Origin of the sequence: Comamonas testosteroni (assembly GCF_030505195.1) — a bacterium.
Lineage (GTDB): Bacteria > Pseudomonadota > Gammaproteobacteria > Burkholderiales > Burkholderiaceae_C > Comamonas > Comamonas testosteroni_G.
The window spans coordinates 3,831,717-3,856,711 of record NZ_CP129672.1; the positions used below are offsets into that span (position 1 = coordinate 3,831,717).

Below are 24,995 nucleotides of genomic sequence, written 5' to 3' on the forward strand. Positions count from 1 at the left end.
GCCTGGGGGCGCTCGGCCTCTAGACCGCACTGTTCCGCACGCGCAGAAAATTTCCCCCTGTATGAATAAATCCGGGGGTGGAATTCAAAGAAATCAAAGAATTCAAAGGAGCCGCTTATGCCAAGAGGTGGCGCGCGGCCCGGGGCTGGCCGCCCAAAGAAACAGCCCGAGGCGGTCAAGCCGCCCAAGAAGCCGGCAGCCAAGACTGAACCGCCCGCGGTAGATGCCAACGGCTACAAGGACGATCCGAAGTGGCCCTTCGGAAAGCAGCCGCCTGCCGAACCCGAGCCGCCGCCAGATCTGAGCGAGCTCATGCCGCTTGATTACCTGCTGGAGGTGATGCGCGATCACACCGAGGAACGCGGCCGCCGGATGCAGGCCGCCACGCTGGCGGCGCCGTACTGCCATCCCAAAAAGGGTGAGGCGGGCAAGAAGGAGCAGAAGGCGGAGGCTGCAAAGGCTGCAGGTGGAGGGCGCTTTGGACTGAGGGCAGTTAAATGAAGGTGAAGACCTGGACAACAAGCTGCCCGGACTGGGAGCGCCGAATTGTTGCGCGCCAGTCTCTGGTGCCGGTGAGTCCGCTATTCCCGGATGTGGCTGCGGATGCCATGGATGTGTTTGGCGCCCTGCGCATGATGGATGCCGATGGTAGTCCTACCATGGAGGAGGCTTGCTTGCCCTGGGTGATGGACTTGGTGAAGGCGCTTTTTGGAGCGTATGACCCAGAGCGTCGGCGTCGTCTGATCACTAATTACTTCCTCATGGTCTCGAAAAAGAACGGGAAGTCGATGATCGCGGCGGGTGTGATGCTAACTGCATTGATCCTGAACACCCGGCCCGCTGCGGAGTTTCTGATTTTGGCGCCAACCAAGGAGGCTGCCGAGAACGCCTACAAGCCTATCCGCGAGATGATCCTGGCGGACGAGGAGCTCACAGACCGATTTCAGGAGCAGCAGCATGTCAAGACGGTGACCTGTCGACTTTCGCGGGCAACGCTCAAGGTTGTGGCTGCCGACTCGGCCACGGTGACCGGCAAGAAAGCCACCGGCGTTTTTGTCGATGAGCTCCATGAGTTCGGAAAGAGTGCCAAGGCCGCTGCGATGCTGACTGAAGCCACCGGTGGCATTACATCGCGGCCCGAGGGCTTTGTCTTCTACTGCACCACGCAATCTGAGAACCCACCATCTGGCGTGTTCAAGGACAAGCTGACGTATGCCCGAAAGGTGCGCAACGGAGAGGTGAAGGATCAGCGGTTTCTTCCGGTGATCTACGAGTTTCCGGAGCACATGCTCAAGTCCAAGGCCTACGAGAACCTGGATAACGCCTACATCACGAACCCGAACTGGGGCATCTCGGTTGACGCAGATGTGATCGCCCAGAAGCTGCTTGAGGCTTCTGAAACTGGAGAGCACGCAATCCGCGATGTGCGAGCCAAACACCTGAATGTGCAGGTTGGCATGCATATGGCTGGCGATCCATGGGCTGGCGCTGTTTATTGGGAGCGCCGGGCAGATAAGCGCGTCACGCTAGATTTCATCCTGCGCGAATGCGAGGTGGTCGTAGTTGGTGCTGACGGCGGCGGCCTTGATGACTTGTTGGGCCTGGCCGTAGAGGGACGCATCAGAGGGACGAATAACTGCGTTCTGTGGAACAAGGCCTGGATTCATCCCATCGGCATCGAACGTCGACAGTCGGAGGAATCCAAGTATCGGGATTTCGAGCAGGACGGTGACTTGGTGATCGTAGATCGGCCCGGACAGGACTTGGAGGAGTTGGCGGCCATCTGCAAGCTCATCTTTGAATCCGGGTTGCTGGCCAAGATCGGACTGGACCCCGAGCGAACGCATAAGGTGGTTTTCCAAGCGCTGGTGGATGCCGGGATACCCGTCGATCTGATCATCGGCATTTCTCAAGGGTGGCGTCTCACTGGCTCCATGGCTGTGGCAGAGCGCGGCTTGCAGGACGGCAGCCTAGTCCATGCGGGTCAGCCTCTCATGGCTTGGTGTGTGGGCAATGCGAAGGTGGTGCCAACAGGCAATGCTTTCCTGATCACCAAGCAGGCCAGCGGCACGGCAAAGATCGACCCGCTCATGGCGTCATTGAATGCAGTCACTTTGATGGCAACCAACCCAGAGGCCAAGGGGCCCTCTGTATACGAGACGCGCGGCATGCGCTTCCTATAGGGCACGACTACATGAAATTACTCGACAAGCTGCTCGGGCGCAGTCCCGAGGCCAAGTCGCGCCCGCGTGCCAGTGCTGAGGGGATTACCTTTCAGGGCTTGGATGATCCGGCGCTGCTGGACTTCATTCGCAATGGGCAGAGAACCTCTGCAAACCGGATGGTCCGCAACATGGCCGCGCTACGCAGCCTTTCGCTCATCAGCAATGGCCTGGGCATGCTTCCGATAAGCCTCTATGAGGCAGGTTCTGACAAGAAGGTCATGCGGGAGCACCAGGCGCACAAGCTGATCCGGGTCAAGCCGAACCCCTGGCAGACGCCCATGGAGTTCAAGAGCCAGATGCAGCTGCTGCTGGAGACCGAGGGCAACGCCTACGCACGCATCATCAGGTCGGGCACTCGACCTATTCATCTGATTCCTTTTGAGAAAGGGCGCGTGCAGGCCAAGCTGGGCAGCAATTACCGCATGCAGTACACCTGCACCACGGAAAACGGCGGCCAGATCACGCTAGATCAGGAGGAAATCCTGCACATCCGCGAGATCTCATTCGATGGCGTGCTGGGCCTGTCCAAGCGGCAGTTATCCGAAGAGGTGTTTGATCTGGCCGCATCGGCTCAGCGAGCCGCGGGCAACGTGTTCAAGACTGGCGTGATGGCCGGTGGCGCGATCGAAGTGGCAAATGCACTGTCGGATAAAGCTTTTGATCGCATGAAGGAGTCTCTAGCAGACGAATACAGCGGCGCTGAGAACATGGCCAAGTGGATGGTGCTGGAAGAGGGGGCCAAGGCCAATCCGTTCACATCCACGGCCAAGGACGGTCAGCAGATCGAGAACCGCAATCACCAGATCGAGGAGGTTGCCCGCCTTTACGGCGTTCCGCGCCCCCTGCTGATGATGGATGACACCAGCTGGGGCTCGGGCATCGAGCAGTTGGCCATCTTCTTCGTGCAGTTCACCATGTCGCCGCGGTTCGTGTGCTGGGAGCAGGCGCTGGCCCGCTCTCTGCTCACCGATCGTGAGCGCGAGACGCTCTATTTCAAGACCAACGAGCGCGCGCTGCTTCGCGGCACGCTCAAGGACCAGTCCGAGTATTTCGCCAAGGCGCTCGGCTCCGGCGGCCACCAGCCGTGGCACACCGCCAATGAAATCCGCGATCTTGCCGAATATCCGGCAGATCCAGACCCGAAGTTCAACACCCTGGGCGATCCCTCGGGGAAGAAAGCAAGCAATGAGCCTCAAAAAGCTGCCTGAAATCCGGGCTGATCACCGCCTGGCCAAGGCTGGTTTTGACCTGCGGCCTGATGCTGTGGATCGTTGGGAGCCCGCTGTGTGCGCGAAGGCTGGCGACGATGCCGAGGTCAGCATCTCCATCTATGACTCCATCGGGGAGAACTGGGAGGGCACGGGCATCACTTCCAAGCGCATCAGCGCAGCCCTGCGCTCCATCGGAGCCAAGGACGTGGTGGTCAACATCAACAGCCCCGGCGGCGACTTCTTCGAAGGCATGGCCATCTATAACCTGCTGCGCGAGCACCAGGGCAAGGTCACTGTGCGGGTTCTGGGTGTGGCGGCTTCTGTCGCATCCGTCATTGCCATGGCGGGCGATGAGATCCTGATCGGCGATGGCGCGTTCTTCATGATCCACAACGCTTGGGCCGTGGCCGTGGGCAACCGTCACGACATGATGGACTCGGCCAAGTTGCTGGAGCCTTTCGATGCCGCCATGGCGGCGCTGTACGCTCACCAGACGGGCATGAGCACGGCCGAGGCGGCCACCATGATGGACAAGGAGACCTGGATTGGCGCCCAGCAGGCGGTCGATGACGGATTTGCCACCGGATTGCTCCCATCGTCCGAGATCACCAAATCCACCCAGGCCAGCACCAAAAGCAAGCCGCTGGCGCTGATTGAAGCCTCCATGGCAAAGGCGGGCATCTCCCGTCACTCTCGCCGGGACACATTCAAAGCCCTGTTTTCTGGCATGCCGGGCGCTGCCGAAACCGCCACGCCGAGCGCTGGCCCTGAAGTCGCAGCCTCGCTGCAATCGCTGTTGGAAACGCTTCGCGCGTAAGCAGCAACTCACCCAACCTACAGACCGCCTCAGGGCGGTTTTCTCGTTTCTGAAAGGGCCAAATCATGGCAAAGCAAAATCGTGTGCGTCGCGGCATCATGGGCGTGTACGCCGAAGCGCCTAGCGGCGCCGAGGTCAAGGCGCTGGTGGAAGGTCTCCAGACTGCCTTTGCGCAGTTCAAGGCCGAGCACGCCAAACAGCTCGATGAAATCAAGGCGGGCCGCTCCGGCGCCGACCAGGAAGCCAAGCTGGAAAAGATCAACTCCGCTCTGAGCGGCCTGCAAAAGGAGGTCGAAGACGCGCATACCAAGATCGCCGCCGGCCAGATGGGCGGCCCTGGTGCAGCTCTGCGCGACAAGGAATACACCGAGTCGTTCAACGCGCACATGCGCAAGGGTGATGTGCAGGCTGCCCTGAACAAGGGGACGGCTGAAGATGGTGGTTTCCTAACCCCTGTGGAATGGGATCGCACCATCACCGACAAGTTGCGCGACGAATCGCCCATGCGCGAGCTGGCCCAGATTCAGACCACCAGCAAGGCGGGCTGGACCAAGCTGTTCAACATGGGCGGCACAGGCTCTGGCTGGGTGGGTGAAACTGATCAGCGCCCAGAAACCGACACACCTACCTTGAAGTCCTTGGGCTTCGGGCATGGAGAAATTTATGCCAACCCCGCTGCCACGCAGCAAATGCTGGACGATGGCGAAATCAACATCGAGGCGTGGCTGGCCAGCGAAGTGCAGGCTGAGTTTGCCGAACAGGAGGGCGAGGCCTTCATTAGCGGCGATGGCGTGAAGAAGCCTGCGGGCATCCTCACCTATGTCACTGGCGGAGCCAATGCCGCCAAACACCCCTTCGGAGCCATTCCTGTGACCAACAGCGGTGCTGCTGCTGACATTGGCTCCGATGCGGTGCTGGATCTGATCTATGACCTGCCCAAGAAGTACCGCCAGAACGCGCGCTTCCTGACCAACAACCTGACCATCGCCAAGCTGCGCAAGCTCAAGGACGGTCAGGGCAATTACCTGTGGCAACCCTCTGCGCAGGCCGGTCAGCCCGCCACCTTCCACGGCTACGGCCTGGCTGAAGACGAAAACATGCCAGATGTGGCAGCAAACTCGCTGCCCATCCTGTTCGGCGACTTCAAGCGCGGCTATCTGATCATCGACCGTATGGGCGTGCGCGTGCTGCGCGACCCCTTTACCAAAAAGCCCTATGTGCTGTTCTACACGACCAAGCGCGTGGGCGGCGGCGTGCAGAACCCCGAGTGCTTGCGCGCTCTGAAGGTGGCGGCTTAACCAAGAAGGGGCTTAGGCCCCTTCTCCATTCAGGAGAAGATGATGAAAGCAACCAAGCCATTCAAGGGCGTCAAGGACGGCGACATTTACCCCACGGAGTTCGCGCCAGGCGATGAAATCCCGCCCGAGCTCGAGGCAGCGGCGCTGGAGCTGGGCGCGGCTGATGCCAAGAAGGAGCCGGCCAAAAAGGCCTGATCATGCCCATCTTGACCACCGAGCAGGCCATCAAGCACTGCCGTGCTGATCCGGATGCAGACGCGGTCATGGTCGAGCTCTATCTGGGTGCGGCCATTGATGCCGCGCAGGACTATCTTGGCCGCAAGGTGTACGCCGACCAGGATGAGCTTGATGCGGCAATCGCTGCCGGCGCTGCTGGCGAGGATCCCATGGTGGCTTCATTTGCCATCAAGGCCGCCATGCTTCTGATCTGCGGCCACCTCTTTGCCAACCGCGAGGATGTGGTGGCGGGCGCGCAGTCTTTCTCCATGCCCAACGGGTCGCGCGATCTGTTGCGCCCCCATCGTCGGAGCCCAGGTCTATGAATACGTTCCGTGCCGGATCTCTGCGCGACTACATCACTATCCAACGGCGCATCCAGGCTGAGGACGGCTGGGGCTCTCCCGTCAATGTTTGGGAAAACATCACCGCGCAGCGCCTGGCCGCCAATGTGCGCCACCGCTCCGGCATGAGCACCATCAAGGCCGATGCCGATGTGTCTATTTCCCGCGCATCTATCCGCATTCGCCGGCGCACCGATGTGAACGCCGGCATGCGGGTGCTGTTCGATGGCCATGTGTACGAAATTGACGACGTGCTGCCCGGCGAGTCCCGTGAGTACATAGATCTGGTGTGCCGGCGCATACAAGGAGTGCAGAAGACATGACAACCATCACAACGCCCAAGAAGGTTACCGAGCCCAAGAGCATGGCGGCGCTGACTGTGGGACCCGGTCGCTTTGGTCCCGTTGCACATGCCGGCGGCGTCATCATCGAAGGCCTGCCCGCTGCTGTGGTCGAAGCCAATGCCACCTGGCTGGAGGTGGATGCAGCCAAGGTGCGCGAGGCCCGCCGTGCTGGCGCTGCTGTCGTGCGCTATCAGGAGTAGGCATGGCCACGCGCACCCTCTCTCGCAAGGGCTCCAATGGCCGCCGGCGGGTGCTGAAGGGCAATCAATCATTCGGGATCGATGCTGACCTGTCAGGGCTGAATGCGTTTCTGGGAGAACTCGAGGAGGCTGCGGCCGAGGCTCTGCGCCCAGCGGCTCAGGCTGCCACGCAGGTGCTGTATGACCGGGTGCGACTTAACGTGCAGGCCTTAGGCCGGGAGACGGGCAACCTTGAGCGGTCCATCTACCAAGCATTCAGCCCCGAGCACTCTGCCGCTGGCCAGCGTGCCCAATATCACGTCAGTTGGAACCACATCAAGGCGCCTCACGGGCATCTGGTGGAGTTCGGCTACCTGCAGCGCTATCGCTACTACCAGGACAACCAGGGCCGAGTGCGACCCATGGTGAGGCCTGGGATGGACGGAAAAAACCCTCCGGGCCGGCGTGCAAGCCAGGCTGAAAAGGACGCCTATTACGTGACTCTGCCCACGCCGAAACAAGTGCCAGGCAAAGCCTTTGTGCGGAGTGCAGGCAGTGCGCTGCCGGATGCGATCCGGGCTGCCGAGGATGAGTTGCGCCGGCGAATCTTTGAACGAGGGGCCTACTATGGCGCTTGAAACCGACCTGATGGCATTGCTGCGCGCCGAATGCCCGCGCGTGCATGTCGGTACCGCTCCCTATGGCACCGAGCAGCCCTATGTGACCTGGCAGCACATCGGAGGCGAGTCCTTGCGATACGCAGACAACACGGCTGCCGACAAGCGCAAGCCGCTGATCCAGCTCAATGTCTGGGACACGCCGGCCCTTTCTGCGTTCGCGCTGATCCAGCGCATCGTTGAGCGCCTATGCCTTGCCGAAGCCTTCCAGGCCGAACCGCTGGGAGAGCCCATCCTGGCTTACGACGATGCAGACATAGCCACCGGCTACCTGCTGACCTTTTCCATTCTGGGCGACCGATAGGCCGTCTATCCCTACCGCCGCTCCGGCGGGTTCTCGGCCCGAGAGGGCGCAACTCTTGACCCGCTTGCCGCGGGCTTTTTTATTGGAGGCCCATCACATGGCATCTCTACCATCTGGCTCGCGCATTGCCGTCGCAACGGAGCTCACCGAACCCAAAGCTGTGTCAGCCATTACCAATGCTGTCGAGGCGGTTTGCAACTCGCCCGCCAATGGCCTGGTTGTGGGCGACATCGTTGTGCTCACCAGCGGCTGGTCCCGGCTGAACGAGCGTGTGTGCCGCGTCAAAGCGGTGACAGCGCCCGATAGCTTCACGCTGGAAGCGTTCAACACCTCGAACCTCAACCTGTTCCCTGCCGGAGCTGGCGTGGGCGCCTTCCAGAAGGTGGTGACATGGGTGGATGTGCTCAAGGTGCTGCGCAATGACGCCTCCGGCGGCGCGGCCAAGAAAGTCACCTACCGCTATCTCGAAGACGATAACGAGCGCGAGCTCAATGACGGCTTTGCCGCTGTGGCGCGCACGCTGGAAATCGATGCCGACGCTCTGGAGACGGCAGGCTATAAGGCCCTGGCCCTTCTGACGGACACAGGCGCCGATACCGTGCTGCGTACCACCACCAAGAAGGGCGCGGTTTCCTACCTGTTCTGCACTGTCGCCATGAACGAGGAAGTGCTGATGCAGGACGGCCAGGTCAACCGCGTGAGTGCGGATGTTTCCGGCAAGTCGCGCTCTACGCGCTTCGCCAAGTCCGTGGCCATCGCCTGATAGCCACGCCACCCCATGCACCGACGCGGCCGCCTCGCTCCTTTCAGCGGGGGCGGGCGGCCGCGCACGGGCTTTATTTCCCGCTGAAAGAAATACACCATGAGCGATAACGCACAAAAGCCGCCCGCATTCATCTTTGGCGCCCGTCCCGTGACTGTGGAATCGGATGTCAAATTCAAGTCCGTGACAGGCATTGACGTGGACATTACTTGTCAATTCAAGTACCGCGATCGCAAGGAGTTTGCTGCCCTGTGGGATTCGCTGATGGGACTCAAGGCGGCTCCGGTACCGCCACGGCCCGAGGAAGCCACATTCGAGGCACTGGCAGACCGAGACATCAAGACTCACGCAGAGCAGGCGCTGGAGTATCTCTCTGGCTGGCCGCTGGAATTGCCGTTTAACAAGCAAAGCCTGGAACAGATGTTCACCGAGGAGCCCCGTGCTGCTGGCGCCTTCTGGGAGGCATATCGCCGCGTCTGTATCGAGGGCCCACTGGGAAAATAAGCGCCGCCGCCGTAGCCTTCTTTCGTCCGGAGCCTGAGGTGGCCGAGGGCTTCGCCCCCGAGGACTATTGGGAGGATCCGGTGGAGGTGTGGCCAGACTGCCGGGCCTCCCTGGAGTTGTTCGTGTCGCTGCAGACGCAATGGCACATCGTGGGCGGCTTCGGCGGCGGCATACGTTCGGGCTTGCGGTATGAGGCGGTTTATCCGCTGCTGGACCGCTTCGCTGGTGATGACCGTGAAAAATGGTCGCAGCTTTTCAGCGACCTGCAGCACATGGAGCTGGCAGTGTTGATGATTCCGATGAAGTGACTAGGCTCGCTTCAGCGGGGTTTAACGCTCCTGCGGTTTGTTAGCATTTCACTTTTCTAATAGGAGGGGTGATGTCAAAGCTATCTAGAGCCATTGGCCTGACTGCAATCTTTGCAGCCATTTTGTTTAATCCTGTCTTCGCGCAGAAATCAAAAAAGCCTCCAAAGGTATGGGCGCAGGAGCCAACATCCGTCTTGGGAATTAAGTTGGGTGTTCCATTGGTGGATTTGGCGCTGGCGGAATGCGAGTCGTACTCATCAATACCGCCACAGGATGCACCTTGCACAGTTAAAGACAAATACAACCTTCAAAAAGGGCGATTTGAAAATCTCATTGGCATGCCGAATATTGGGGTGGATTACTCTACAACCCTCAATCTCCATAATGGGCTAGTTAGATCTCTGACGCTTAAGCTTGATCACCGGGATTATCTGAAATTAAGAAGCATTCTCGAAGAGCGATATGGAGCACCTACTCAAGTGGAGCGTGGCACTGTGACATCGGGTGCAGGCGCAGTGCTTAATAGCGACACACTTACATGGACAGGGAAAAGAATTACCTTATTGCTACTCGAAAGGGCCGTAACGGTTGATAGCACATACGTGACTTTCACCGATGAGTCGGTTATGGCCGCTGAAATTGAATCCCAAACTCAAAAGAGTAAGGATGCCGCCTCGAAATTCTGAATTTAATCTGTAATTTTGCCAGCCACATTCGGGTGGCTTTCTTCTTTCAAGGCTCGCTTCGGCGGTCCTTCTTTTATTGGTGAGGCGGCATGGCAGAAAACAGTCAGGACCGGAAAGCTAGTTTTATCGTTTCTGCTGAGGACGATACAAAAAGCACCTTTCAGGAAATCAAGGCTAATGCTGCCGAGATGGCGGGCTCGGTTGAGCAGTCTGGGGAGCGTGCAGCCCGTGGCGTCAAGGGCATTGGTGATGGGGCTGAAATTGCGGCGCAAAAGCTGACCCGTGAAGAAGGGCGCATTACCTCTGCGCTGATTCGTGCGACTGAGCAGGCACGCATAGCTGCCCAGGCGGGCACCAGCATGGCCAAGGCTTTCGAGCTCAAGGCTGATATGCGTGGCATGGATATGTCGCGCATTACTCCGCTGGCTGCTGAGTTGCGAAAGGCAGAGCAGGCCCTTGTCGACTACAAGGCCCAGCAGGCCCAGGCAGCTAGCCAAACGGCATTTATCGACTCTCTGCGCTCTCAGGCGGAAACGATCGGCAAAACCCGGCTGGAATTGCTTGAGCTCAAGGCCGCTCAACTTGGCCTCACAGCGCAGGCGACCCCTTACATCGCCCAGCTACGCAACGCCGAAAATGCTCAAGGGCGCTTGGGTAAGACGGCCGGGGAGCTGCAATGGGCTTTGCGCGGCGTGCCCGCCCAGCTCAGTGATATTGCGGTCAGCATCCAGGGCGGCATGCCGCTCATGACGGTGTTCATGCAGCAGGGCTTTCAGCTTCGGGACATGTTCGGTTCCTTTGGCGCGGCTGCTCGTGGTGTTGGTTCGGCCGTCATAGGGATGGTCAATCCACTGACAGTGGCGGGAGCTGGTGTTCTGGCGCTGACGGCAGCGTATTACTACGGCTCCAAGGAGCGAGACGCCTTCCTGCGCTCGCTGGTGATGACGGGCGATGCAGCCGGAGTGTCCACAGACGGCCTGGTCATCATGTCGCGGCAGATCTCCGATTCTGTCGGTACCCAGGCCAAGGCGACCGAGGCACTGGTGGCTTTTGTGGACGCCGGCGTCAAAGGTCAGTCTGAGTTGCGCAAGTACACGCAGACCGCCATTGAGTGGGAGCGCGCCACGGGCGAAGGTGTGGACAAGACTGCTGCCAAGTTCGCCAGCCTGCAGGAGGATCCGCTGGCTGCCGTGCAGAAGCTCAATGAGGGCACGAACTTTCTGACTGCAGCGGTCTATGAGCAGATCAAGTCGCTGCAGGACCAAGGGGACGAGACAGCGGCCGCAGAGGTGGCCATGGATGCCCTGGACACGGCTATGCGCGATCGCTCCAAGCGCATTGTGGAGAGCTTGGGCTGGATCGAAAAGGCATGGCGTGGCATCAAGGATGCAGCTGCTGGCGCTGCGGACACGATGGCCAGCGCGGGTCGTCCACCCACAAAGGAGGATGAACTGCAGCGGGTTCGCACGCAGATTTCAAACAAGGAAATTGGGCTAAAGGGTAACGAGAACACCTCTTGGGGCCGAATGGTGCGTCAAGAGATTGAGGGCCATCGACAGCAGGAATGGGCGCTACTCAATGCGATCAATGATGAGGTTCTTGGTGGTGTTCAGCAGCAGGCCGACCGCCTGGCACTGGCTGCGCGTGTTGCATCTGATAAGGCCCATGAGAAATACAAGTCCAAGCCCGAGAAAAAGGAAGATGAGCAGGCCGCCCGAAAGCGTGTTTATGAAGATCTGATCGAAAAAAACGGCTACAGGTACACGCCGGAGCAGTTGGCCAAGGAGAAGGCCACCTTCGAGGCCGACATGGCGGCCATCAGTAAGAAGTACGAGGACAAGGGGCCCAAGGGCTCCTCCAAGCCTGCGCGCGATGATCTGTCCATCGATGTGAATGCTTTCAAGCGGCAACTGGACGGCATGACCAGCATCTATGCCGGCTCGCAAAAGATCCTTGAGGCTCAGCGCGCGGCCGGGCTTATCGATGAGCGCGAGTATTTTGAGGCGCGCCGCGGCTTTATCAATCTCGAGGCCGATGCGCAAGACATGCTTCTGAATAAGGAGCTCGAGCGTTACAAGCAGGAGAAGGTGACCAAGGACAACCGCCTGCAGGTCGAGAAAGGCATTGCCGACACCCAGGCCAAGCTCGATAAGTCCCGCCTGGATCGTGCGGTGGCGCTGGAACTGCTGGGTAAGCAAGAGACGACCGCCATCACTGCACAGGACGCTGCTCTAGCCGTTGCTGAGCGTTCTGCTGCCGCTTACCTGATGACACTGCAGCGCGGCTTCGATCGCAGTGTGGATGCCGTGGGCTGGGGTAGCGAGCGCCGCAACGTGGAAGGTGGACGCCAGCAGATTGAGGACCGCTACGGTCAGCAGCGCATGGATCTCGATAACCAGCGCGCAGATGCAGAGTTCAAGGCTGGCGGGGAGTTGAATGCCGAGCAGGTGAAGTATTACGAGGGCCGCCAGGCAATCATCGACAAGTATGAGGCGCTGGCGCTGGACTCCTATGGCAGCGGGGTGCGGCGCCGCCTTGAGGCAGAGGGCAACTGGCTCAACGGCGTCAGTCGTGCATTTCAGGACTACAGCAGCTCGGCTGCCAATGTGGCCCAGCAGTCGGCCGATATGTTCGGCAATGCCTTCAAGGGTATGGAGGATGCACTGACCAGCTTTGTCATGACAGGTAAGGCTGACTTCAAGAGCTTGGCCAACTCGATCATCGCTGACATCGTGCGAACGCAAGTACGAGCACAGGCGTCTGGGTTGTTTGGCTCTCTGGTGAATGGAATTACGGGCCTGTTCGGTGGCTCGCCTAGCAGTGCTGGCGCGTCCGCCACCAGCATCCTGAATAGCGGCATTGGTTTCGGCTCCCTGGCTGGCGGTCGCGCCACCGGCGGTGGTGTGTTGCCACGCTCCATTTATGAGGTGAATGAGCGCGATGTGCCTGAGGTGGCGAGCTTCGGCGGCAAACAGTACTTGATGACGGCGGACCAGCCGGGCAGCGTCACGCCGCTCGCGCAGGCCACCACAGCCATGCCGGCACGCGCACTGGCGGCTCAGGCTTCTGGCGGAGCATCCGCTGTGCAGGTGCAGGTATACGTCGATGCAAATTCTGGCTCTGGTCAAGTTCAAGCGTCTGCATCCGGATCCGGAAATGAGTCCATGGCGCAGCTTGGCAAGTTGTTGGGCAATGCAGTCAAGGAGCAGCTGACGCGCGAAATGAGACCGGGTGGCTTGCTCTGGTCTCAACGGAACGGGAGGGCATAGTGAAGGAGCTCATATGGCGCCCACAGGGCAGCGCAGAGCCGCAGGTGACGCACCGCACACTCAAGGCGCAATTCGGTGACGGATATGCCCAGCGCGCGGGCGACGGCATCAACACCCGCAAGGAAGTTTGGCCGCTGACCTTCATCGGCAGCAAGGCCGAGATCAAGGCCATCGCGGATTTCTTTGATGAGCACGCAGGCTACAAGGCCTTCCGCTGGCGCGGAAAGACCTTTGTGGCCCCGCAGGGCTACACACTGCGCGAAGGCGCATTCGTGTGGACGCTGAAAGTGACCATCGAAGAAGAACCCAGGCCCTAACGGCAATTGCCACCCACCACCAGCCCGCCCCGTGCGGGCTTTGTCTTTTCAGGGTTCCTCATGATTACAGCTGACATCCAAGGCCTGGCCCCAGGCGACCGAGTCTACCTGTTCGAGCTGGACGCCACACAGATTGGCGGCGAGCATCTGCGCTTCCATGGCTACCCCCAGGCCGGCCCCATCTGGTGGCAGGGCAACGAGTACGGCCCCTGGGCCATCGAGGCCGAAGGCTTTGCGCGTACTGGGGTTGGTACCCAGCCGGCACCGACCTTGCGCGTTGGCAACATTGGCCAGGACGAGCAGGGCAACCCGCTGCCGGGAGTCATCTCGGCGCTGTGCCTGGCGCTGGGCGACCTGGTGGGCGCGCGCGTCATCCGGCGCAGCACCCTGAGTAAGTACCTGGACGCAGCCAACTTTCCAGGCGGCAACCCGACAGCCGACCCGCTCGAGGAGCTGCCTCCGGAGATCTGGCTGATTGAAGCCAAAACGGCAGAGGACAAGGAAACCGTCGAATTCGAGTTGCGCTCGGCTCTCGACTTTGACGGCGAGCAACTGCCAGCACGCCAGATCCAGGCCAGCATCTGCGGCTGGCTTTCCATTGGTGGCTACCGAGGCCCGTACTGCGCTTACACCGGCTCGGCCATGTTTGACCGTGACGGCAATCCTGTCGCAGATCCCACGCAGGACAAATGCGGCGGCCGTGTGAGCGACTGCAAAAAGCGCTTTGGCGAGTGGCAGCCCATCAATTTCGGCGCCTTTCCTGGCGCCGATGCACTGCGGGGGTATTGACCATGCTGCACAAGAAAACCATGTCGGCCATTCAGGCCCATGCCCTGGCCGAGTACCCGCGCGAATGCTGCGGCCTGATCGTGGCAGTGGGCCGGCGCGAGGAATACTGGCCATGCACGAACCTCGAAGCCAGTACAGGGCAGTTCCGCATGAGCGCCGAGGCCTGGACCGAAGCCGAGGATGCCGGTCAGGTGCTGGCAGTGGTGCATAGCCACCCCGACGCCCCGGCAACGCCCAGCGAGGCCGACATGGCCGCATGCGAGGCATCGGGCGTGCCCTGGGTGATCGTGAGCGTGCGCGAGGGCGCTGTGGCCGATGTGCATCAGCTCGCTCCCTGCGGCTGGCGTGCGCCGCTTCTGGGCCGCCAGTTTTTCCATGGCGTGCTTGACTGCTACACGCTGATCCGTGATTGGTACGGCCGGGAGGCTGGCATCGAATTGCCTGATTTCGAGCGCGCCGATGACTGGTGGAACAACGGCCACGACTTGTACATGCAGCAATTCGGCCTGGCCGGTTTCGAGCGTATTCCCGAGGGCGACGCCATCCAGGGCGGTGATGTGGTGCTGATGGCGGTGCGCTCACCGGTGGCCAACCATGCCGGCATCTATCTGGACCAGCGCCCCCTAGTCGAGGTGCCCGACCTGCACCCGGTACCGAACGCCATGCTGCATCACCTCTATGGGCGCTTGTCTGAGCGTGTGGTGTACGGCGGTTACTGGCAAGAGATCACGCGCGCCGTGATTCGACACAAGGACTTCAAGGCATGACCTACACCGACAACCAACCGCTGCGCACAGTGCGGCTCTATGGCCGCCTGGGCGCTCAGTACGGGCGCATGCACCGCTTGGCCGTGGCCAGCTGCGCCGAGGCCGTGCAGGCCCTGGCCGTGCTGCTGCCCGGCTTCGAGCGCGAAATGATGACCAGCCAGAGCCGTGGCGTGGGCTATGCCTGCTTTCTGGGAAAGCGCAATTTGTCCGAAGACCGGCTGTGCGATCCCGCCGGCGGCGATGACATTCGCATCGCTCCTGTGGTGCAGGGTGCCAAGCGCGGTGGTCTGTTTCAGGTGGTGCTAGGCGCAGCCCTGTTTTTCGCGGCGCCGTACATCGCCCCCGTGGTGGGCAATATGGCCGGCGCTTTGGGCTTTGATGCCATCAATGCACTGGTGGCCACCAGCAGCGCGCTGTCGGGTATGGGCGCCGCAATGATGCTGGGCGGCGTGGCCCAGCTGCTGAGCCCGCAACAACGTGGCCTGAGCGCCAAGGACGGCCCGGAAAACGGCGCTTCCTACAACTTCAATGGGCCGGTGAACACCACCGCCCAGGGCAACCCCGTGCCGCTGCTGTACGGCGAATTGATTATTGGCTCGGCGACTGTCAGCGCGGGCATTTACTCCCAAGACCAACAATGAACGCTTTTGAAGTAGTGCAGCCTCGCCCTGTGCGCGGCGGCTGGTCCCTGCGCGGCTATAAGGGCAAGGGCGGTGGCGGTGGTGCGCGTCAGCCTGTGGAGGCAGCTGACAGCCTGCACAGCACCAGCTACGCCCGTGTGCTTGATCTGCTGAGCGAAGGTGAGATTGCCGGTCTGGTCAATGGCCTGCAGTCCGTCTACCTGAACAACACTCCACTGCAGAACGCAGACGGTAGTTTCAACTTCGCGGGCGTGACGGCGGATTTCCGCTCTGGCACGCAGACGCAAGACCCAATCCCCGGCTTCCCCTCTGCGGAGGCCCCGGCGGCCGTGGGCGTGGAACTCAAAGCCGCTACGCCCTGGGTGCGCTCCATTCTCAATCGCAACTTGTCGGCTGTGCGTGTCACGCTGGGCGTGGATGGCCTGTCCAAGGCCAACACCGAAAACGGCGACATCAGCGGCCACACCGTTGAATACGCCATTGACCTGCAGACCGATGGCGGCGCCTGGGTGCAGGTGCTGGCTGCAGCCTTCACCGGCAAGACCACGCAGCAATATCGCCGCACGCATCGCATCGACCTTCCGGCAGCGCTGAGCAGCTGGACGCTGCGCGTGCGCCGCATCACGCCCAATGCGAATAGCAACACTGTTGCTGACACTACGGTGATTGAGAGCATCACAGAGGTGATCGACGCCAAGCTGCGTTATCCCATGTCGGCCCTGGTCGGCCTGCAGGTGGATGCGAGCCAGTTTCGCGGCAGCGTGCCCACGCGCGCCTATCACTGCCGTGGCCGGATCATCCGCGTGCCGAGCAACTATGACCCGGTTCTGCGTGCCTATGCGGGGATCTGGGACGGCACATTCAAGAGCGCCTACAGCAACAACCCTGCCTGGGTGTTCTACGACCTGGCCACCAATGACCGCTATGGCCTGGGTAAGCGCATCCCGGCCGGCTGGATCAACAAATGGTCCCTGTATCAGATCGGCGTCTACTGCGACGGCATGGTCTCCAACGGCCGTGGCGGGGTGGAGCCACGTTTTACCTGCAATGCCTATCTGCAGAGTCGAGGTGATGCCACGCGCGTGCTACAAGACCTGTGCAGCATTTTTAGGGGCATGGTGTATTGGGCTGCTGGCGCTGCTGTGCCCGTGGCGGACATGCCGCGCGATCCTGCTGTCACCTACAACCAGGGTGATGTGGTCGATGGCCGCTTCTCGTACAGTGGTAGCCGCTTGAAGGACCGCCACACGGTGGCCCTGGTGTCGTACAACGATATGACGGACTTTGGCCGTCAGAAGGTCGTCTACTACCAGGACGATGCAGCCGTGGCCCGCTACGGCATCCGCAAGGTGGAGATCTCCGCCTTTGGCTGCACCAGCGAAGCACAGGCATTGCGTGTGGGCCAGTGGGCAGTGCTGACCGCCCAGCGCGAGACCCGCTCGGTGTCTTTCTCGCTGGGGCTCAAGGGAAATCTGTGCTCGCCTGGCCAGGTCATCGAGATTGCCGATAGTGCATTTGCTGGCCGCCGCATGGGCGGTTTGGTCAAGAGTGCAACGGCTGCCAAGGTAGCGCTGGACGCCCCTGTGACGGCCCAGGCGGGTGACTCCATCACTGTGATGCTGCCCTCGGGGGTGGCTCAGTCTCGCCGCATCGCCTTTCTGGAAATGATTGGCGGCACCCAGCATGTGAGCGTCAATCCCGCGTTTGATGCAGCGCCTGTGGCAGAGAGCAGCTGGGCCATCAGCACTGCCGATGTGGCCACGCAGCTATTTACCGTTCTGTCGGTCACGGAGGGTTCTGGGCCTGGCCTGACATTCGATGTGTCGGCCATTCAGCACGAGCCCGGCAAGTTTGCCTCCATCGACCAGGGCGCGTTGCTGCCCGAGCGCCCTGTGTCCGTAGTACCTGCCCAAGTGCTGCCAACGCCCATCGGCGTGACCGTGGGCGCACACAGTGTCACAGCGGCGGACGGCACGGTCAGCACAACCGTCACGGCCGCATGGAAGGCAGTTGCTGGCGCTGCTTTCTATGATGTGGAGTGGTCCCGCTCGCAGTCAGACTGGGTGCGCATGCCGCGCACGGCGCTGACCGTGGTTGACATCCCGAACGCATATACCGGTGACTACCTGGTGCGCGTGCGGGCGATTTCCGCCATCGATACCGTGAGCGCCTGGGGCTACAGCGCAGCCACGCCCGTGGCCGCGAAGGCCTTGCCGCCTCGCAACTACGACACCTTCCTGGTGGCCGAGCTGCCCAGCGGCATGCGCCAATACAGTTTCACCTTCACCACACAGCGCCCGCCGGCGGACTTGGCCGGCGCCGAGATCCGCTACATCCTCGGTTCTCCCGTCAACATTGACTGGCAGCAGATGCGTCCGCTGGACGATGGCGGCTACTACACCAATAGTTTCGAGAGTACCAAGCCCGAAGCCGGTCTGTGGACATTTGCGCTCCGTGCCCGCAGTCGCTCCGGAGTGCTTTCTGAGGGCATGCTCATCTGGCGCGGCCAGCTTCTGCACAACGTGGCCGATGTGGTGCCGGACCTGACGCCACCACCACAGGTGACCGGGCTTGCTGCCGTGGGCATGTTCACCAGCGTGCAGGTCACCTGGGATGTGGCCAACTACGAGCAGGGCCACGGCCACGCCCGAACTATCATCTATGCGGCCGAGGGAGCAGGGGCGCAGTTCTCTACAGCGCGCCAGGTGGCAGAGGCCTTTGGCGGTCCTGCTTCCTTTTCCAGCGACCCGGCCACCACCTGGAGCATCTGGGCAAAGCACCAGTCCGTTGATGGCGTGCTGTCCGATCTGCCTGCCGGTCCTGTAGTCGTGGAAACCGGCCAGGATCTGGAAAAGGTGCAAGAGGCGCTGGGCGGCCGCATTTCTGAATCGTGGTTGGCCAACAGCCTGGGCCAGCGCATCGACCTGCTGGACAAAGAAGGTGGCCCCCTGGGGCGCAGCCTGGTTTCAGCGGCCCAGCAGCAGGACGCGCTCAATCAGTCCGTGCGCGGCAACATCAACCAGATGGCCGAGGGATTGCTGGAGGCGGCACTGGCCGCCGACAAGGCGCTCGAGCGCATCATTGATGCCGGCGTCTATGTCGATCCGGCCACGGGCCAGGTCAAGATCTATGGTCTTGAGCAGACGAATGAGCATGTGACCACGCTTCAGGTGCTGCTCGATGCGGTGCAGGGGCAGTTGGTGCTCAAGGCCACCACTGCCTATGTGGATGGTGCAATCGCCAATGCCACCCTGTCGCCTGCAGACTTGATTCTCTATGAGGGCCTGGATGCCCGCATTGTCGAAGTCACTCAACAGCTCGACAGCATCAACGGCCAGTTATCTCAGAAGGCCAGCGCCTTGGAGTTGCAGGGCGCCATGGTGCGCCTCACTTCCGCCGAGAGCAATCTGGATGCGCTCAATGGTCAGATCGCGCTGCGTGTCACGCGGGCTGAGTATGAAGCGGATCAGGGCTTGCTCAATGAGCGCATGAACAGCGCTGAGATTCAGCTGAGCGCCATCGATGCGCCGGCCATCACGGCGACAGTGATTGCCGTCAAGAAGGCCGAGCGCGATGCGCAGAAGTCCGCTGAGGCCTTGCTGCGCGACATCCTGAGTGGTGAGCAGACGCGCAATGCGGCTGACACTGCGCTGGCGTTTGCCCGTACAGAGATCACTGCCAAGGTGGAGGAAGGGCTGTCTGCTGAAGCCACGGCCCGCACCGAGCTTGCGGCCACGGTGGATGAGCAAGCTGCGGCGTTGTCGCAAGAGTCGAAGGTGCGGGCTACAGATATCGCTGCTGAAGCCTCTGCGCGGGAGCAGTTGGCTGCGCGGATCGATGGAGATCTGGGTGAAGTGTCAGCAGCTATTGCCGAAGAAAAGTCCGTTCGCACGGACCAGACTGGATACCTGGGCGCGCTGTACTCGCTGCGCATGCAGCTTTCGCAGGGCGGCCAGCTGGTGGTGGGTGGCGTTGCCATCTCGGGCACCTCTTCTGAGGAGTCCGGTCCACGCATCGACTATGGCGTGATGGCGGATTCGTTCTGGATCGCGGCGCCCAGCGGCTCGCCAGCGGGGGTGAGCAATGTCAAGCCTTTCTCGGTGCAGACCACGGCGCAGACCATCAATGGGGTGGTGGTTCCGGCCGGCGTCTATATGGATGCTGCCTACATCAACAACGTGACGGTGCTCTTCGGGCGCTTCGGCACTTTGCTGGCCGACAAGATCCAGGCTACGGCCATCAGTGCCAGCCAGCTCACTGCCGGCAACGGTGTGATTGGCGGCACCCTGAAATCCAGCAACTACGTGGCCGGCTCCAGCGGCTGGACGCTACGCCCGGATGGCATGGCCGAGTTCTCTGGCGTCATCGTGCGCGGAACGATCTACAGCACCGCCGGCAATATTGGCGGCATCACTATCAATGCCAATGGTCTTAATGCGGGGGCGTACACCGGGTACCAGTGGCCAGCAGGCAATGGGACGGGGTTTCATCTGGGGCCGAATGGCTTGCTGATCGGCAATCCCAACGTAGGCCGCTATTTCCAGTTGACGACAGACGGCGCGGTCTATGCGCCGGGTTTATCAATTGATGGAAATGGCGCGCGTTTCTCGGGGCAATTGAGTGGCGCATCGGGAACGTTTTCTGGCGTGTTAACGGCGCAAGCCGTCAATGCGGTATCTACGCTGAACATCGCAGGAAATTCCGTAACCGTCCCATTAATGGTGACTGGATCGAATTCTGCGAGTGGCCAGATTTACATCCCTTACGGCGGTTGGTTGTCGGTGGTATTCGGGGGCCAGATTCCACAAGGGCAAACGTCGTCAGCCGCGCGGACGGTAAACCTCTATGTCAATGGGGGGTGGGTTCATAGCGCCATGGCTGCGTATAGCTCGTCTGGCGACAGTACGGCGGCGGCGGGCTGGTCTGGCTATGTCAGCCCGGGCTACATCTCTATTTCTGTTTCCAGTCCAAGCGCGGTTTCAATTTTTGCGAGCGCGACGGCTTCAATGCGTTAAACGGAGGTTTAAGTATGGGATTTTTTGCTCTGTTTGATGGGGTGGGGCGGTGTGTTACTTCCGGCTACTGCTTGAATGGCCAAGAAAGTATCCAGGGTGGTGATCAACACATGTCGCTTATTACGGATGAGCTTATCTCTGTGCACGACTGGTTTTTGCATAAAGGTGTTTTGACGCGGCTTCCAGAAAGACCGAGCGCGAATCATTTTTTCGATTACGAGGTTGCCGAGTGGGTTTTCGATGAGGCGCGAGCGTGGAGCGCCGTTCGTTTTCAGAGGGAGCACTTGATTGCCGCCTCTGATTGGCGCATAGCGCGTGCAACCGAGAAGGGGCACGCAATCGATGCACGGTGGAAAGCCTATCGCCAGGCGCTGCGCGATATCACCGAGCAACCTGATCCCAACAACATTCAATGGCCGACAGCTCCAGAGGAGGATGCATAAATGCCTTGGTATCGAACTGGCACCGTCACGGTGACCAACAACAGTAACGTTATCACCGGCACAGGCACCGCATGGGTGGATGCTGTGTCTATTGGTGAGACCTTCCTGGGCCCGGATTCGCAGGCTTATGAAATCACGTCCATCGTGAGCGGCACCAGCCTGCGCGTCAGCCCCAACTACAAGGGGCCGACGGCCGCGAACCAGAGCTATGCGGTGATGCCCACGCAAAGCTATATCCGTGACCTGGCCGCTCAGGCGGCAGAGCTGGTCAATAGCTACGCGACGGTGCGCGATACGGCGGGTAAAGGGAAGTTTGCAGCTGGGACCGTGGCTGCACCTAGCCTGCGCGGGACTGCAGATGAAGACACAGGGGTCAATCTTCCGGGCAGCAATGTGCTCGAATTCATCACCGGCGGTACGGTCCGGGCGACACTTAATTCCGCAGGTGTGATGAATTTTTCTGTGTCGCCAACTGCACCGACGCCAGCGGCAGGGGCGAACAATACGGCCATACAAACCACCGCCGGATCGCTTTTACAGATGAAGCAGTACGGGCTGGGGCAGGAGCGATTTGGTGAAGTAGCCAGCGGATATCCGAAGGTGTTGCCCAGCAGTATCAGCAATGGCTCTCCGACCACATTCATTACGGCGGAAGCTGCCGACAGCCAGGCTTCTGGTAATGCGCCGGTGAGTGGCGAAGCGTTCTCGGGAGTCAGTGTCTCGCGCGGCTTGCGCCCAGTGCAGCTGGGTGTCAGCGGAGCTGGTGCGGGAGCATCTGCATGGTATCGGGGCTATTCAACTGCAGGGCCAGTGCTCGCAGACTGGAAGCGTCTGGCAGACCTTAACTCGCCGGCGTTCACGGGAGCACCCTCCGCCCCCAATCTGCGCCTCACCAATTCGCTCAGCTCCAACGCCAACACGCTCGATTATTACGAAGAGGGAGCATTTACCCCGACGCTTGTCGGAACCACTGCGGCCGGCACCAATACCTACGCGATCAATGCGGGTCGCTATACCAGGATTGGGGGCGTCGTTTTCTGGACGGCCGTTATTGAGCTCTCTTCGACATCTGGAATGACTGGACAGCTTCGCCTTAATGGTTTGCCTTTTTCCGTGGCAAACGCCAGGGTGGCGCGGGGCGCGGTGACTATCGGGTACTACAGCAATTTGTCTGATACAGCAGCCTACGACTTCCGCGCTTTTCATAACGTGGCTGCAGCAACTGTCGATTTTCTGAAGCGGGCAGTTGGTGTCACCACGAGCGGTGCATTCCCGGCTTCTGAAGTTGGCAACACATCGCAAATCTATCTTTCTGGTCACTATGAGGTCTGATATGTCGCTCGAAAAAGTAACTGTTCTCAATTCGGTGGAAATCGTATTTCCTTCTCGCTCCATTAATGTGTCTTGGCACACCTCTATTGTGGAAGATGGATTGGTGATTTCTGGTCCCAGCATTCACCGCACAGCGTTCAGTGCAGAGAATTCTGCGGAGGTGATACCTGAAATCAGCAGCGTCGTCTCTGCCGATTATCTCGCTGCCGTCCAGGAAAACTCGGTGCTGAGAGATGAGGCTATTACTGCCACTCAGCTCATTGCTCATCTCGAGGCGCAAGTAACCGCACTGAAGCTGCAACTACAAAACCAGGGTGGCTGATATGGACTGGACGCCACTGATTCACGCCCTGATCGCCCTTCTGGCACAGGCCCTAGTCGGCCTGGCGGTGGGTAACTGGTGGTTGGGGGGCGCGCTGGCCTGCAGCTGGTGGCTGGCGCGCGAGCACACCCAGGCCGAGTACCGATGGATTCAGGCATTTGCTGGAGGGCATCGCACGGGCATGCCCTGGTGGGGTGGGTTTGATCCGCGCGCCTGGGGCGCTGGCTCAGTTCTGGATGCCGTGGTGCCGATCCTTGCGTGTGTCGCGGTTTGGTTGATTTACACAAATGAGAGGGGGGTTATGTGACTAGCAATCTCGATCCGGTGGCGGTCTCTGTGACGGTGGTGGGCGTGGTCTTCTCGCCAGCACTTGCGGCCGTGGTTGGGCCTTACGCCGTAATCGTGCTGTCCTCGGCCATTGGGGCTGCCTGGGCGCTGGGTAGGCGCGAACCTTCGACCCGGTTCAACGCCGTCAACTTCTTCGCGCTCATTTGCGGTACCGCGCTGATGGTGACTGTGAATGTGGCCGACATGATCGGCATGTGGCTGGGAAAGGAGGACACGCGCTGGCTTCTGTCTCCGGTGGCGCTGTTCATCGGCGGGGTTGGCCAGGACTGGATTCGCCTGGGCAAGTGGGTCTGGGGCCAGTTTCTTTCTTTCAAGCGTGGAGGTGCTCAATGACGTGGCAAACCCATCAATTGCTCGCCGGGGTCAACTTGGCCATTTGCTTGGGCATCGGCTGGGCCTGCATCTGCCGGCTCAACTCTCATATCTGCCGCACGTACTTGCTGGCTCGTGCGCGCTACACGCTGCTGCTGGTCGGTGCCCTGGCTTCCGGTATGCAGCCGCTGCTTTTCAATTCCTGGCCGTCGGTAGCCAGTGTGATCTTCGGGCTTGCTGTGCTGGCAGGCCTTGGCCTCAACGTGGTGCGCTGGTGGGTCAGCTCGCACCCTATGCGAAGGAGTGACGACGAATGACGCTCGAAACTATTATTTCCAATGTTGTCCGCCCAGCTATGGCCCTGCTGCCTGCGGCCATGGATACGCTGCAGGCCCGCGTCTATCTGCTCGCATCGGGCCTACAGGAGAGTCGTTTCAAGGATCGCTATCAGATCGTACAGGGGCGGCCTGGTGCCAAGGGACCGGCGCGGGGCTTCTGGCAGTTTGAGCAAGGCACTCAGTCGAGCCGTGGCGGCGTGTGGGGTGTGTACTTGCACGATGCAAGCCGCTACTGGCTGAGCACCGTATGCGCAGCGCGAGGCGTGGCATTCGAGCCCCGTGCCATCTGGGAGCGAATGGAGACAGATGATGTTCTCGCTGCTGCGGTGGCGCGGCTGCTGATGTTCACCGATGCGCAGCGCTTGCCAGCGGTGGGTGATGAGGAGGGGGCTTGGCAGCTGTACCTGCGCACCTGGCGGCCTGGGGCTTGGGCGCGTGGCAGCGCTCAGCAGCGTGCAGACTTGCGCGCGAAGTGGGCTCGAAACTATGCGCAAGCCCGTGAGGCACTGGCGGGTGTCGCAGCATGATCAGCCGTGCCCAATCCATCACTATGGGGCTGCTGCTGTTGCTGGCCTTTGCTGCAGGCTGGGTGGTGCAGGGCTGGCGGGCGGACGCTGCGGCGTCCCGCCTGATGGCAAATCAGGCAAGCCAGGGCGAGGCTCAGGCTAAGCAATCACAGGCTGCTACAGAAACCAAAGCGACCGCCGTGCTTGAGCACGGCAGCGCCCAACAGGAAAACACCCATGACTACACGCAAGAAATGGCCCGCCTGGAGGCTGGCCGCGCTGCTGACGCTGCCCGCATTTCAGGCCTGCAGCACGACATCAGGAGCGCAGCTACCCGCAACGCCCAGCTTGCCAGTGACGCCGCTGCCTGCCGAGGTCTCGCAGATCAGCACCAGCGACTCGCAGCCCTTGCTGCGGGAGGCGCGGGCGTGGTTGGCCAGCTTGTCGGACTGGTCGAGCGCCGAGACGCCCAAGTGAATCTCCTGAGCGGCCAGATCGCGGCCGACCGAACTCTGCTTGAGCAGATCCAATAAAGACAAAACGCCCCGATACCGTAATTGGTATCGGGGCGTTTTTTGTTTGGCCCAGCTGAAATTTTGCGGGGAACCGAAAAGACCGTCAACGTGTCACCTAACTGATGGTTAAGTGATTGATTTTATTCGCGTGAAAAACACGCTATTCACAGGCTGCAAGCACTGTGTGATTTCGCTTGTAAGTGAC

The 24,995-nt window shown here is 60.7% G+C and carries 29 protein-coding genes; 28 read left to right on the forward strand and 1 reads right to left on the reverse strand.

The features are described from left to right. Positions 1-117 precede the first annotated feature (117 nt). From QYQ99_RS17730 to QYQ99_RS17865, 28 genes are all read left to right on the forward strand, one after another. Positions 118-501 (forward strand): hypothetical protein, encoded by a 384-nt coding sequence (locus tag QYQ99_RS17730; RefSeq protein ID WP_302089356.1) that lies wholly within the window; start codon positions 118-120, stop codon positions 499-501. Next, the gene (locus QYQ99_RS17735) at positions 498-2,183 is read left to right on the forward strand and encodes a terminase large subunit (protein ID WP_302089357.1); all 1,686 of its coding nucleotides are present in this window, start codon (positions 498-500) and stop codon (positions 2,181-2,183) included. The genes QYQ99_RS17730 and QYQ99_RS17735 overlap by 4 nt, the downstream gene beginning before the upstream one ends. 11 nt (positions 2,184-2,194) lie before the next feature. After that, positions 2,195-3,433 (forward strand): phage portal protein, encoded by a 1,239-nt coding sequence (locus tag QYQ99_RS17740; RefSeq protein ID WP_302089358.1) that lies wholly within the window; start codon positions 2,195-2,197, stop codon positions 3,431-3,433. After that, entirely contained in the window at positions 3,411-4,253 is an 843-nt protein-coding gene (locus QYQ99_RS17745) for a head maturation protease, ClpP-related (RefSeq protein ID WP_302089359.1), read from the forward strand. The genes QYQ99_RS17740 and QYQ99_RS17745 overlap by 23 nt, the downstream gene beginning before the upstream one ends. A gap of 65 nt (positions 4,254-4,318) precedes the next feature. Then, the gene (locus QYQ99_RS17750; RefSeq protein ID WP_302089360.1) at positions 4,319-5,551 is read left to right on the forward strand and encodes a phage major capsid protein; all 1,233 of its coding nucleotides are present in this window, start codon (positions 4,319-4,321) and stop codon (positions 5,549-5,551) included. 39 nt (positions 5,552-5,590) lie between these two features. Next, on the forward strand, positions 5,591-5,746 hold the full coding sequence (locus QYQ99_RS17755; protein ID WP_302089361.1) for a hypothetical protein: 156 nt from the start codon (positions 5,591-5,593) through the stop codon (positions 5,744-5,746). Positions 5,747-5,748: 2 nt separating this feature from the next. Continuing rightward, a complete protein-coding gene (locus QYQ99_RS17760) occupies positions 5,749-6,093 on the forward strand; it encodes a head-tail connector protein (protein WP_302089362.1) in 345 nt (114 codons plus the stop codon). After that, positions 6,090-6,434: a phage head closure protein gene (locus tag QYQ99_RS17765; protein ID WP_302089363.1), complete on the forward strand. Its 345-nt coding sequence runs from the start codon at positions 6,090-6,092 to the stop codon at positions 6,432-6,434. Before QYQ99_RS17760 ends, QYQ99_RS17765 begins: the two co-directional genes overlap by 4 nt. Beyond that, a complete protein-coding gene (locus QYQ99_RS17770; RefSeq protein ID WP_302089364.1) occupies positions 6,431-6,655 on the forward strand; it encodes a hypothetical protein in 225 nt (74 codons plus the stop codon). Before QYQ99_RS17765 ends, QYQ99_RS17770 begins: the two co-directional genes overlap by 4 nt. 2 nt (positions 6,656-6,657) lie before the next feature. Then, positions 6,658-7,272 (forward strand): HK97 gp10 family phage protein, encoded by a 615-nt coding sequence (locus QYQ99_RS17775; protein ID WP_302089365.1) that lies wholly within the window; start codon positions 6,658-6,660, stop codon positions 7,270-7,272. After that, a complete protein-coding gene (gene gp17, locus QYQ99_RS17780; RefSeq protein ID WP_302089366.1) occupies positions 7,262-7,615 on the forward strand; it encodes a tail completion protein gp17 in 354 nt (117 codons plus the stop codon). The genes QYQ99_RS17775 and gp17 overlap by 11 nt, the downstream gene beginning before the upstream one ends. Positions 7,616-7,712: 97 nt before the next feature. After that, complete coding sequence (locus QYQ99_RS17785) at positions 7,713-8,378, forward strand: phage tail tube protein (RefSeq protein ID WP_302089367.1); 666 nt, start codon at positions 7,713-7,715, stop codon at positions 8,376-8,378. A 99-nt stretch (positions 8,379-8,477) separates the two neighbouring features. Further along, positions 8,478-8,882, forward strand: coding sequence for a phage tail assembly chaperone (locus tag QYQ99_RS17790; RefSeq protein ID WP_302089368.1), 405 nt, complete (start codon positions 8,478-8,480; stop codon positions 8,880-8,882). 38 nt (positions 8,883-8,920) lie between these two features. Then, on the forward strand, positions 8,921-9,190 hold the full coding sequence (locus tag QYQ99_RS17795; RefSeq protein ID WP_302089369.1) for a DUF1799 domain-containing protein: 270 nt from the start codon (positions 8,921-8,923) through the stop codon (positions 9,188-9,190). 71 nt (positions 9,191-9,261) lie between these two features. After that, positions 9,262-9,876 (forward strand): hypothetical protein, encoded by a 615-nt coding sequence (locus tag QYQ99_RS17800; RefSeq protein WP_302089370.1) that lies wholly within the window; start codon positions 9,262-9,264, stop codon positions 9,874-9,876. Positions 9,877-9,965: 89 nt separating this feature from the next. Then, positions 9,966-13,145 (forward strand): phage tail tape measure protein, encoded by a 3,180-nt coding sequence (locus QYQ99_RS17805; RefSeq protein WP_302089371.1) that lies wholly within the window; start codon positions 9,966-9,968, stop codon positions 13,143-13,145. Then, entirely contained in the window at positions 13,145-13,462 is a 318-nt protein-coding gene (locus QYQ99_RS17810; protein ID WP_302089372.1) for a phage tail protein, read from the forward strand. Before QYQ99_RS17805 ends, QYQ99_RS17810 begins: the two co-directional genes overlap by 1 nt. Before the next feature lie 60 nt (positions 13,463-13,522). Beyond that, the gene (locus QYQ99_RS17815) at positions 13,523-14,251 is read left to right on the forward strand and encodes a phage minor tail protein L (RefSeq protein WP_302089373.1); all 729 of its coding nucleotides are present in this window, start codon (positions 13,523-13,525) and stop codon (positions 14,249-14,251) included. A 2-nt stretch (positions 14,252-14,253) separates the two neighbouring features. Beyond that, positions 14,254-15,018 carry a C40 family peptidase gene (locus tag QYQ99_RS17820; protein WP_302089374.1) on the forward strand — a complete coding sequence of 255 codons (765 nt, stop codon included), beginning with the start codon at positions 14,254-14,256 and terminating at the stop codon, positions 15,016-15,018. Next, on the forward strand, positions 15,015-15,659 hold the full coding sequence (locus QYQ99_RS17825; protein WP_302089375.1) for a tail assembly protein: 645 nt from the start codon (positions 15,015-15,017) through the stop codon (positions 15,657-15,659). Before QYQ99_RS17820 ends, QYQ99_RS17825 begins: the two co-directional genes overlap by 4 nt. Next, positions 15,656-20,674: a TipJ family phage tail tip protein gene (gpJ, locus tag QYQ99_RS17830; RefSeq protein ID WP_302089376.1), complete on the forward strand. Its 5,019-nt coding sequence runs from the start codon at positions 15,656-15,658 to the stop codon at positions 20,672-20,674. Before QYQ99_RS17825 ends, gpJ begins: the two co-directional genes overlap by 4 nt. 14 nt (positions 20,675-20,688) lie before the next feature. Further along, positions 20,689-21,117, forward strand: a complete 429-nt coding sequence (locus QYQ99_RS17835; protein ID WP_302089377.1) for a tail fiber assembly protein — start codon at positions 20,689-20,691, stop codon at positions 21,115-21,117. After that, the gene (locus QYQ99_RS17840) at positions 21,118-22,449 is read left to right on the forward strand and encodes a hypothetical protein (protein WP_302089378.1); all 1,332 of its coding nucleotides are present in this window, start codon (positions 21,118-21,120) and stop codon (positions 22,447-22,449) included. A gap of 1 nt (position 22,450) precedes the next feature. Next, positions 22,451-22,771, forward strand: a complete 321-nt coding sequence (locus tag QYQ99_RS17845) for a hypothetical protein (RefSeq protein ID WP_302089379.1) — start codon at positions 22,451-22,453, stop codon at positions 22,769-22,771. A gap of 1 nt (position 22,772) precedes the next feature. Beyond that, positions 22,773-23,078 carry a hypothetical protein gene (locus QYQ99_RS17850; protein WP_302089380.1) on the forward strand — a complete coding sequence of 102 codons (306 nt, stop codon included), beginning with the start codon at positions 22,773-22,775 and terminating at the stop codon, positions 23,076-23,078. Continuing rightward, positions 23,075-23,452 carry a hypothetical protein gene (locus QYQ99_RS17855; RefSeq protein ID WP_034371744.1) on the forward strand — a complete coding sequence of 126 codons (378 nt, stop codon included), beginning with the start codon at positions 23,075-23,077 and terminating at the stop codon, positions 23,450-23,452. Before QYQ99_RS17850 ends, QYQ99_RS17855 begins: the two co-directional genes overlap by 4 nt. After that, on the forward strand, positions 23,449-23,748 hold the full coding sequence (locus QYQ99_RS17860; protein WP_302089381.1) for a hypothetical protein: 300 nt from the start codon (positions 23,449-23,451) through the stop codon (positions 23,746-23,748). The genes QYQ99_RS17855 and QYQ99_RS17860 overlap by 4 nt, the downstream gene beginning before the upstream one ends. Next, positions 23,745-24,296 carry a hypothetical protein gene (locus QYQ99_RS17865; protein ID WP_302089382.1) on the forward strand — a complete coding sequence of 184 codons (552 nt, stop codon included), beginning with the start codon at positions 23,745-23,747 and terminating at the stop codon, positions 24,294-24,296. The genes QYQ99_RS17860 and QYQ99_RS17865 overlap by 4 nt, the downstream gene beginning before the upstream one ends. A 278-nt stretch (positions 24,297-24,574) precedes the next feature. Here the strand turns inward: QYQ99_RS17865 and QYQ99_RS17870 are convergent, their stop codons facing one another. Then, positions 24,575-24,814, reverse strand: coding sequence for a hypothetical protein (locus QYQ99_RS17870; protein ID WP_302089383.1), 240 nt, complete (start codon positions 24,812-24,814; stop codon positions 24,575-24,577). Positions 24,815-24,995: the final 181 nt, after the last annotated feature.

Excerpts from the sequence above, each read along its gene's own strand:
- QYQ99_RS17735 (WP_302089357.1), top strand. The coding sequence starts at position 498 with ATGAAGGTGAAGACCTGGACAACAAGCTGCCCGGACTGGGAGCGCCGA.
- gpJ (WP_302089376.1), top strand. The coding sequence starts at position 15,656 with ATGAACGCTTTTGAAGTAGTGCAGCCTCGCCCTGTGCGCGGCGGCTGG.
- QYQ99_RS17815 (WP_302089373.1), top strand. The coding sequence starts at position 13,523 with ATGATTACAGCTGACATCCAAGGCCTGGCCCCAGGCGACCGAGTCTAC.
- QYQ99_RS17840 (WP_302089378.1), top strand. The coding sequence starts at position 21,118 with ATGCCTTGGTATCGAACTGGCACCGTCACGGTGACCAACAACAGTAAC.
- QYQ99_RS17740 (WP_302089358.1), top strand. The coding sequence starts at position 2,195 with ATGAAATTACTCGACAAGCTGCTCGGGCGCAGTCCCGAGGCCAAGTCG.
- QYQ99_RS17800 (WP_302089370.1), top strand. The coding sequence starts at position 9,262 with ATGTCAAAGCTATCTAGAGCCATTGGCCTGACTGCAATCTTTGCAGCC.
- QYQ99_RS17730 (WP_302089356.1), top strand. The coding sequence starts at position 118 with ATGCCAAGAGGTGGCGCGCGGCCCGGGGCTGGCCGCCCAAAGAAACAG.
- QYQ99_RS17835 (WP_302089377.1), top strand. The coding sequence starts at position 20,689 with ATGGGATTTTTTGCTCTGTTTGATGGGGTGGGGCGGTGTGTTACTTCC.
- QYQ99_RS17750 (WP_302089360.1), top strand. The coding sequence starts at position 4,319 with ATGGCAAAGCAAAATCGTGTGCGTCGCGGCATCATGGGCGTGTACGCC.
- QYQ99_RS17765 (WP_302089363.1), top strand. The coding sequence starts at position 6,090 with ATGAATACGTTCCGTGCCGGATCTCTGCGCGACTACATCACTATCCAA.
- QYQ99_RS17805 (WP_302089371.1), top strand. The coding sequence starts at position 9,966 with ATGGCAGAAAACAGTCAGGACCGGAAAGCTAGTTTTATCGTTTCTGCT.
- QYQ99_RS17745 (WP_302089359.1), top strand. The coding sequence starts at position 3,411 with ATGAGCCTCAAAAAGCTGCCTGAAATCCGGGCTGATCACCGCCTGGCC.
- gp17 (WP_302089366.1), top strand. The coding sequence starts at position 7,262 with ATGGCGCTTGAAACCGACCTGATGGCATTGCTGCGCGCCGAATGCCCG.
- QYQ99_RS17825 (WP_302089375.1), top strand. The coding sequence starts at position 15,015 with ATGACCTACACCGACAACCAACCGCTGCGCACAGTGCGGCTCTATGGC.
- QYQ99_RS17775 (WP_302089365.1), top strand. The coding sequence starts at position 6,658 with ATGGCCACGCGCACCCTCTCTCGCAAGGGCTCCAATGGCCGCCGGCGG.
- QYQ99_RS17820 (WP_302089374.1), top strand. The coding sequence starts at position 14,254 with ATGCTGCACAAGAAAACCATGTCGGCCATTCAGGCCCATGCCCTGGCC.
- QYQ99_RS17845 (WP_302089379.1), top strand. The coding sequence starts at position 22,451 with ATGTCGCTCGAAAAAGTAACTGTTCTCAATTCGGTGGAAATCGTATTT.
- QYQ99_RS17865 (WP_302089382.1), top strand. The coding sequence starts at position 23,745 with ATGACGCTCGAAACTATTATTTCCAATGTTGTCCGCCCAGCTATGGCC.
- QYQ99_RS17755 (WP_302089361.1), top strand. The coding sequence starts at position 5,591 with ATGATGAAAGCAACCAAGCCATTCAAGGGCGTCAAGGACGGCGACATT.
- QYQ99_RS17790 (WP_302089368.1), top strand. The coding sequence starts at position 8,478 with ATGAGCGATAACGCACAAAAGCCGCCCGCATTCATCTTTGGCGCCCGT.
- QYQ99_RS17850 (WP_302089380.1), top strand. The coding sequence starts at position 22,773 with ATGGACTGGACGCCACTGATTCACGCCCTGATCGCCCTTCTGGCACAG.
- QYQ99_RS17785 (WP_302089367.1), top strand. The coding sequence starts at position 7,713 with ATGGCATCTCTACCATCTGGCTCGCGCATTGCCGTCGCAACGGAGCTC.
- QYQ99_RS17860 (WP_302089381.1), top strand. The coding sequence starts at position 23,449 with ATGACGTGGCAAACCCATCAATTGCTCGCCGGGGTCAACTTGGCCATT.
- QYQ99_RS17760 (WP_302089362.1), top strand. The coding sequence starts at position 5,749 with ATGCCCATCTTGACCACCGAGCAGGCCATCAAGCACTGCCGTGCTGAT.
- QYQ99_RS17770 (WP_302089364.1), top strand. The coding sequence starts at position 6,431 with ATGACAACCATCACAACGCCCAAGAAGGTTACCGAGCCCAAGAGCATG.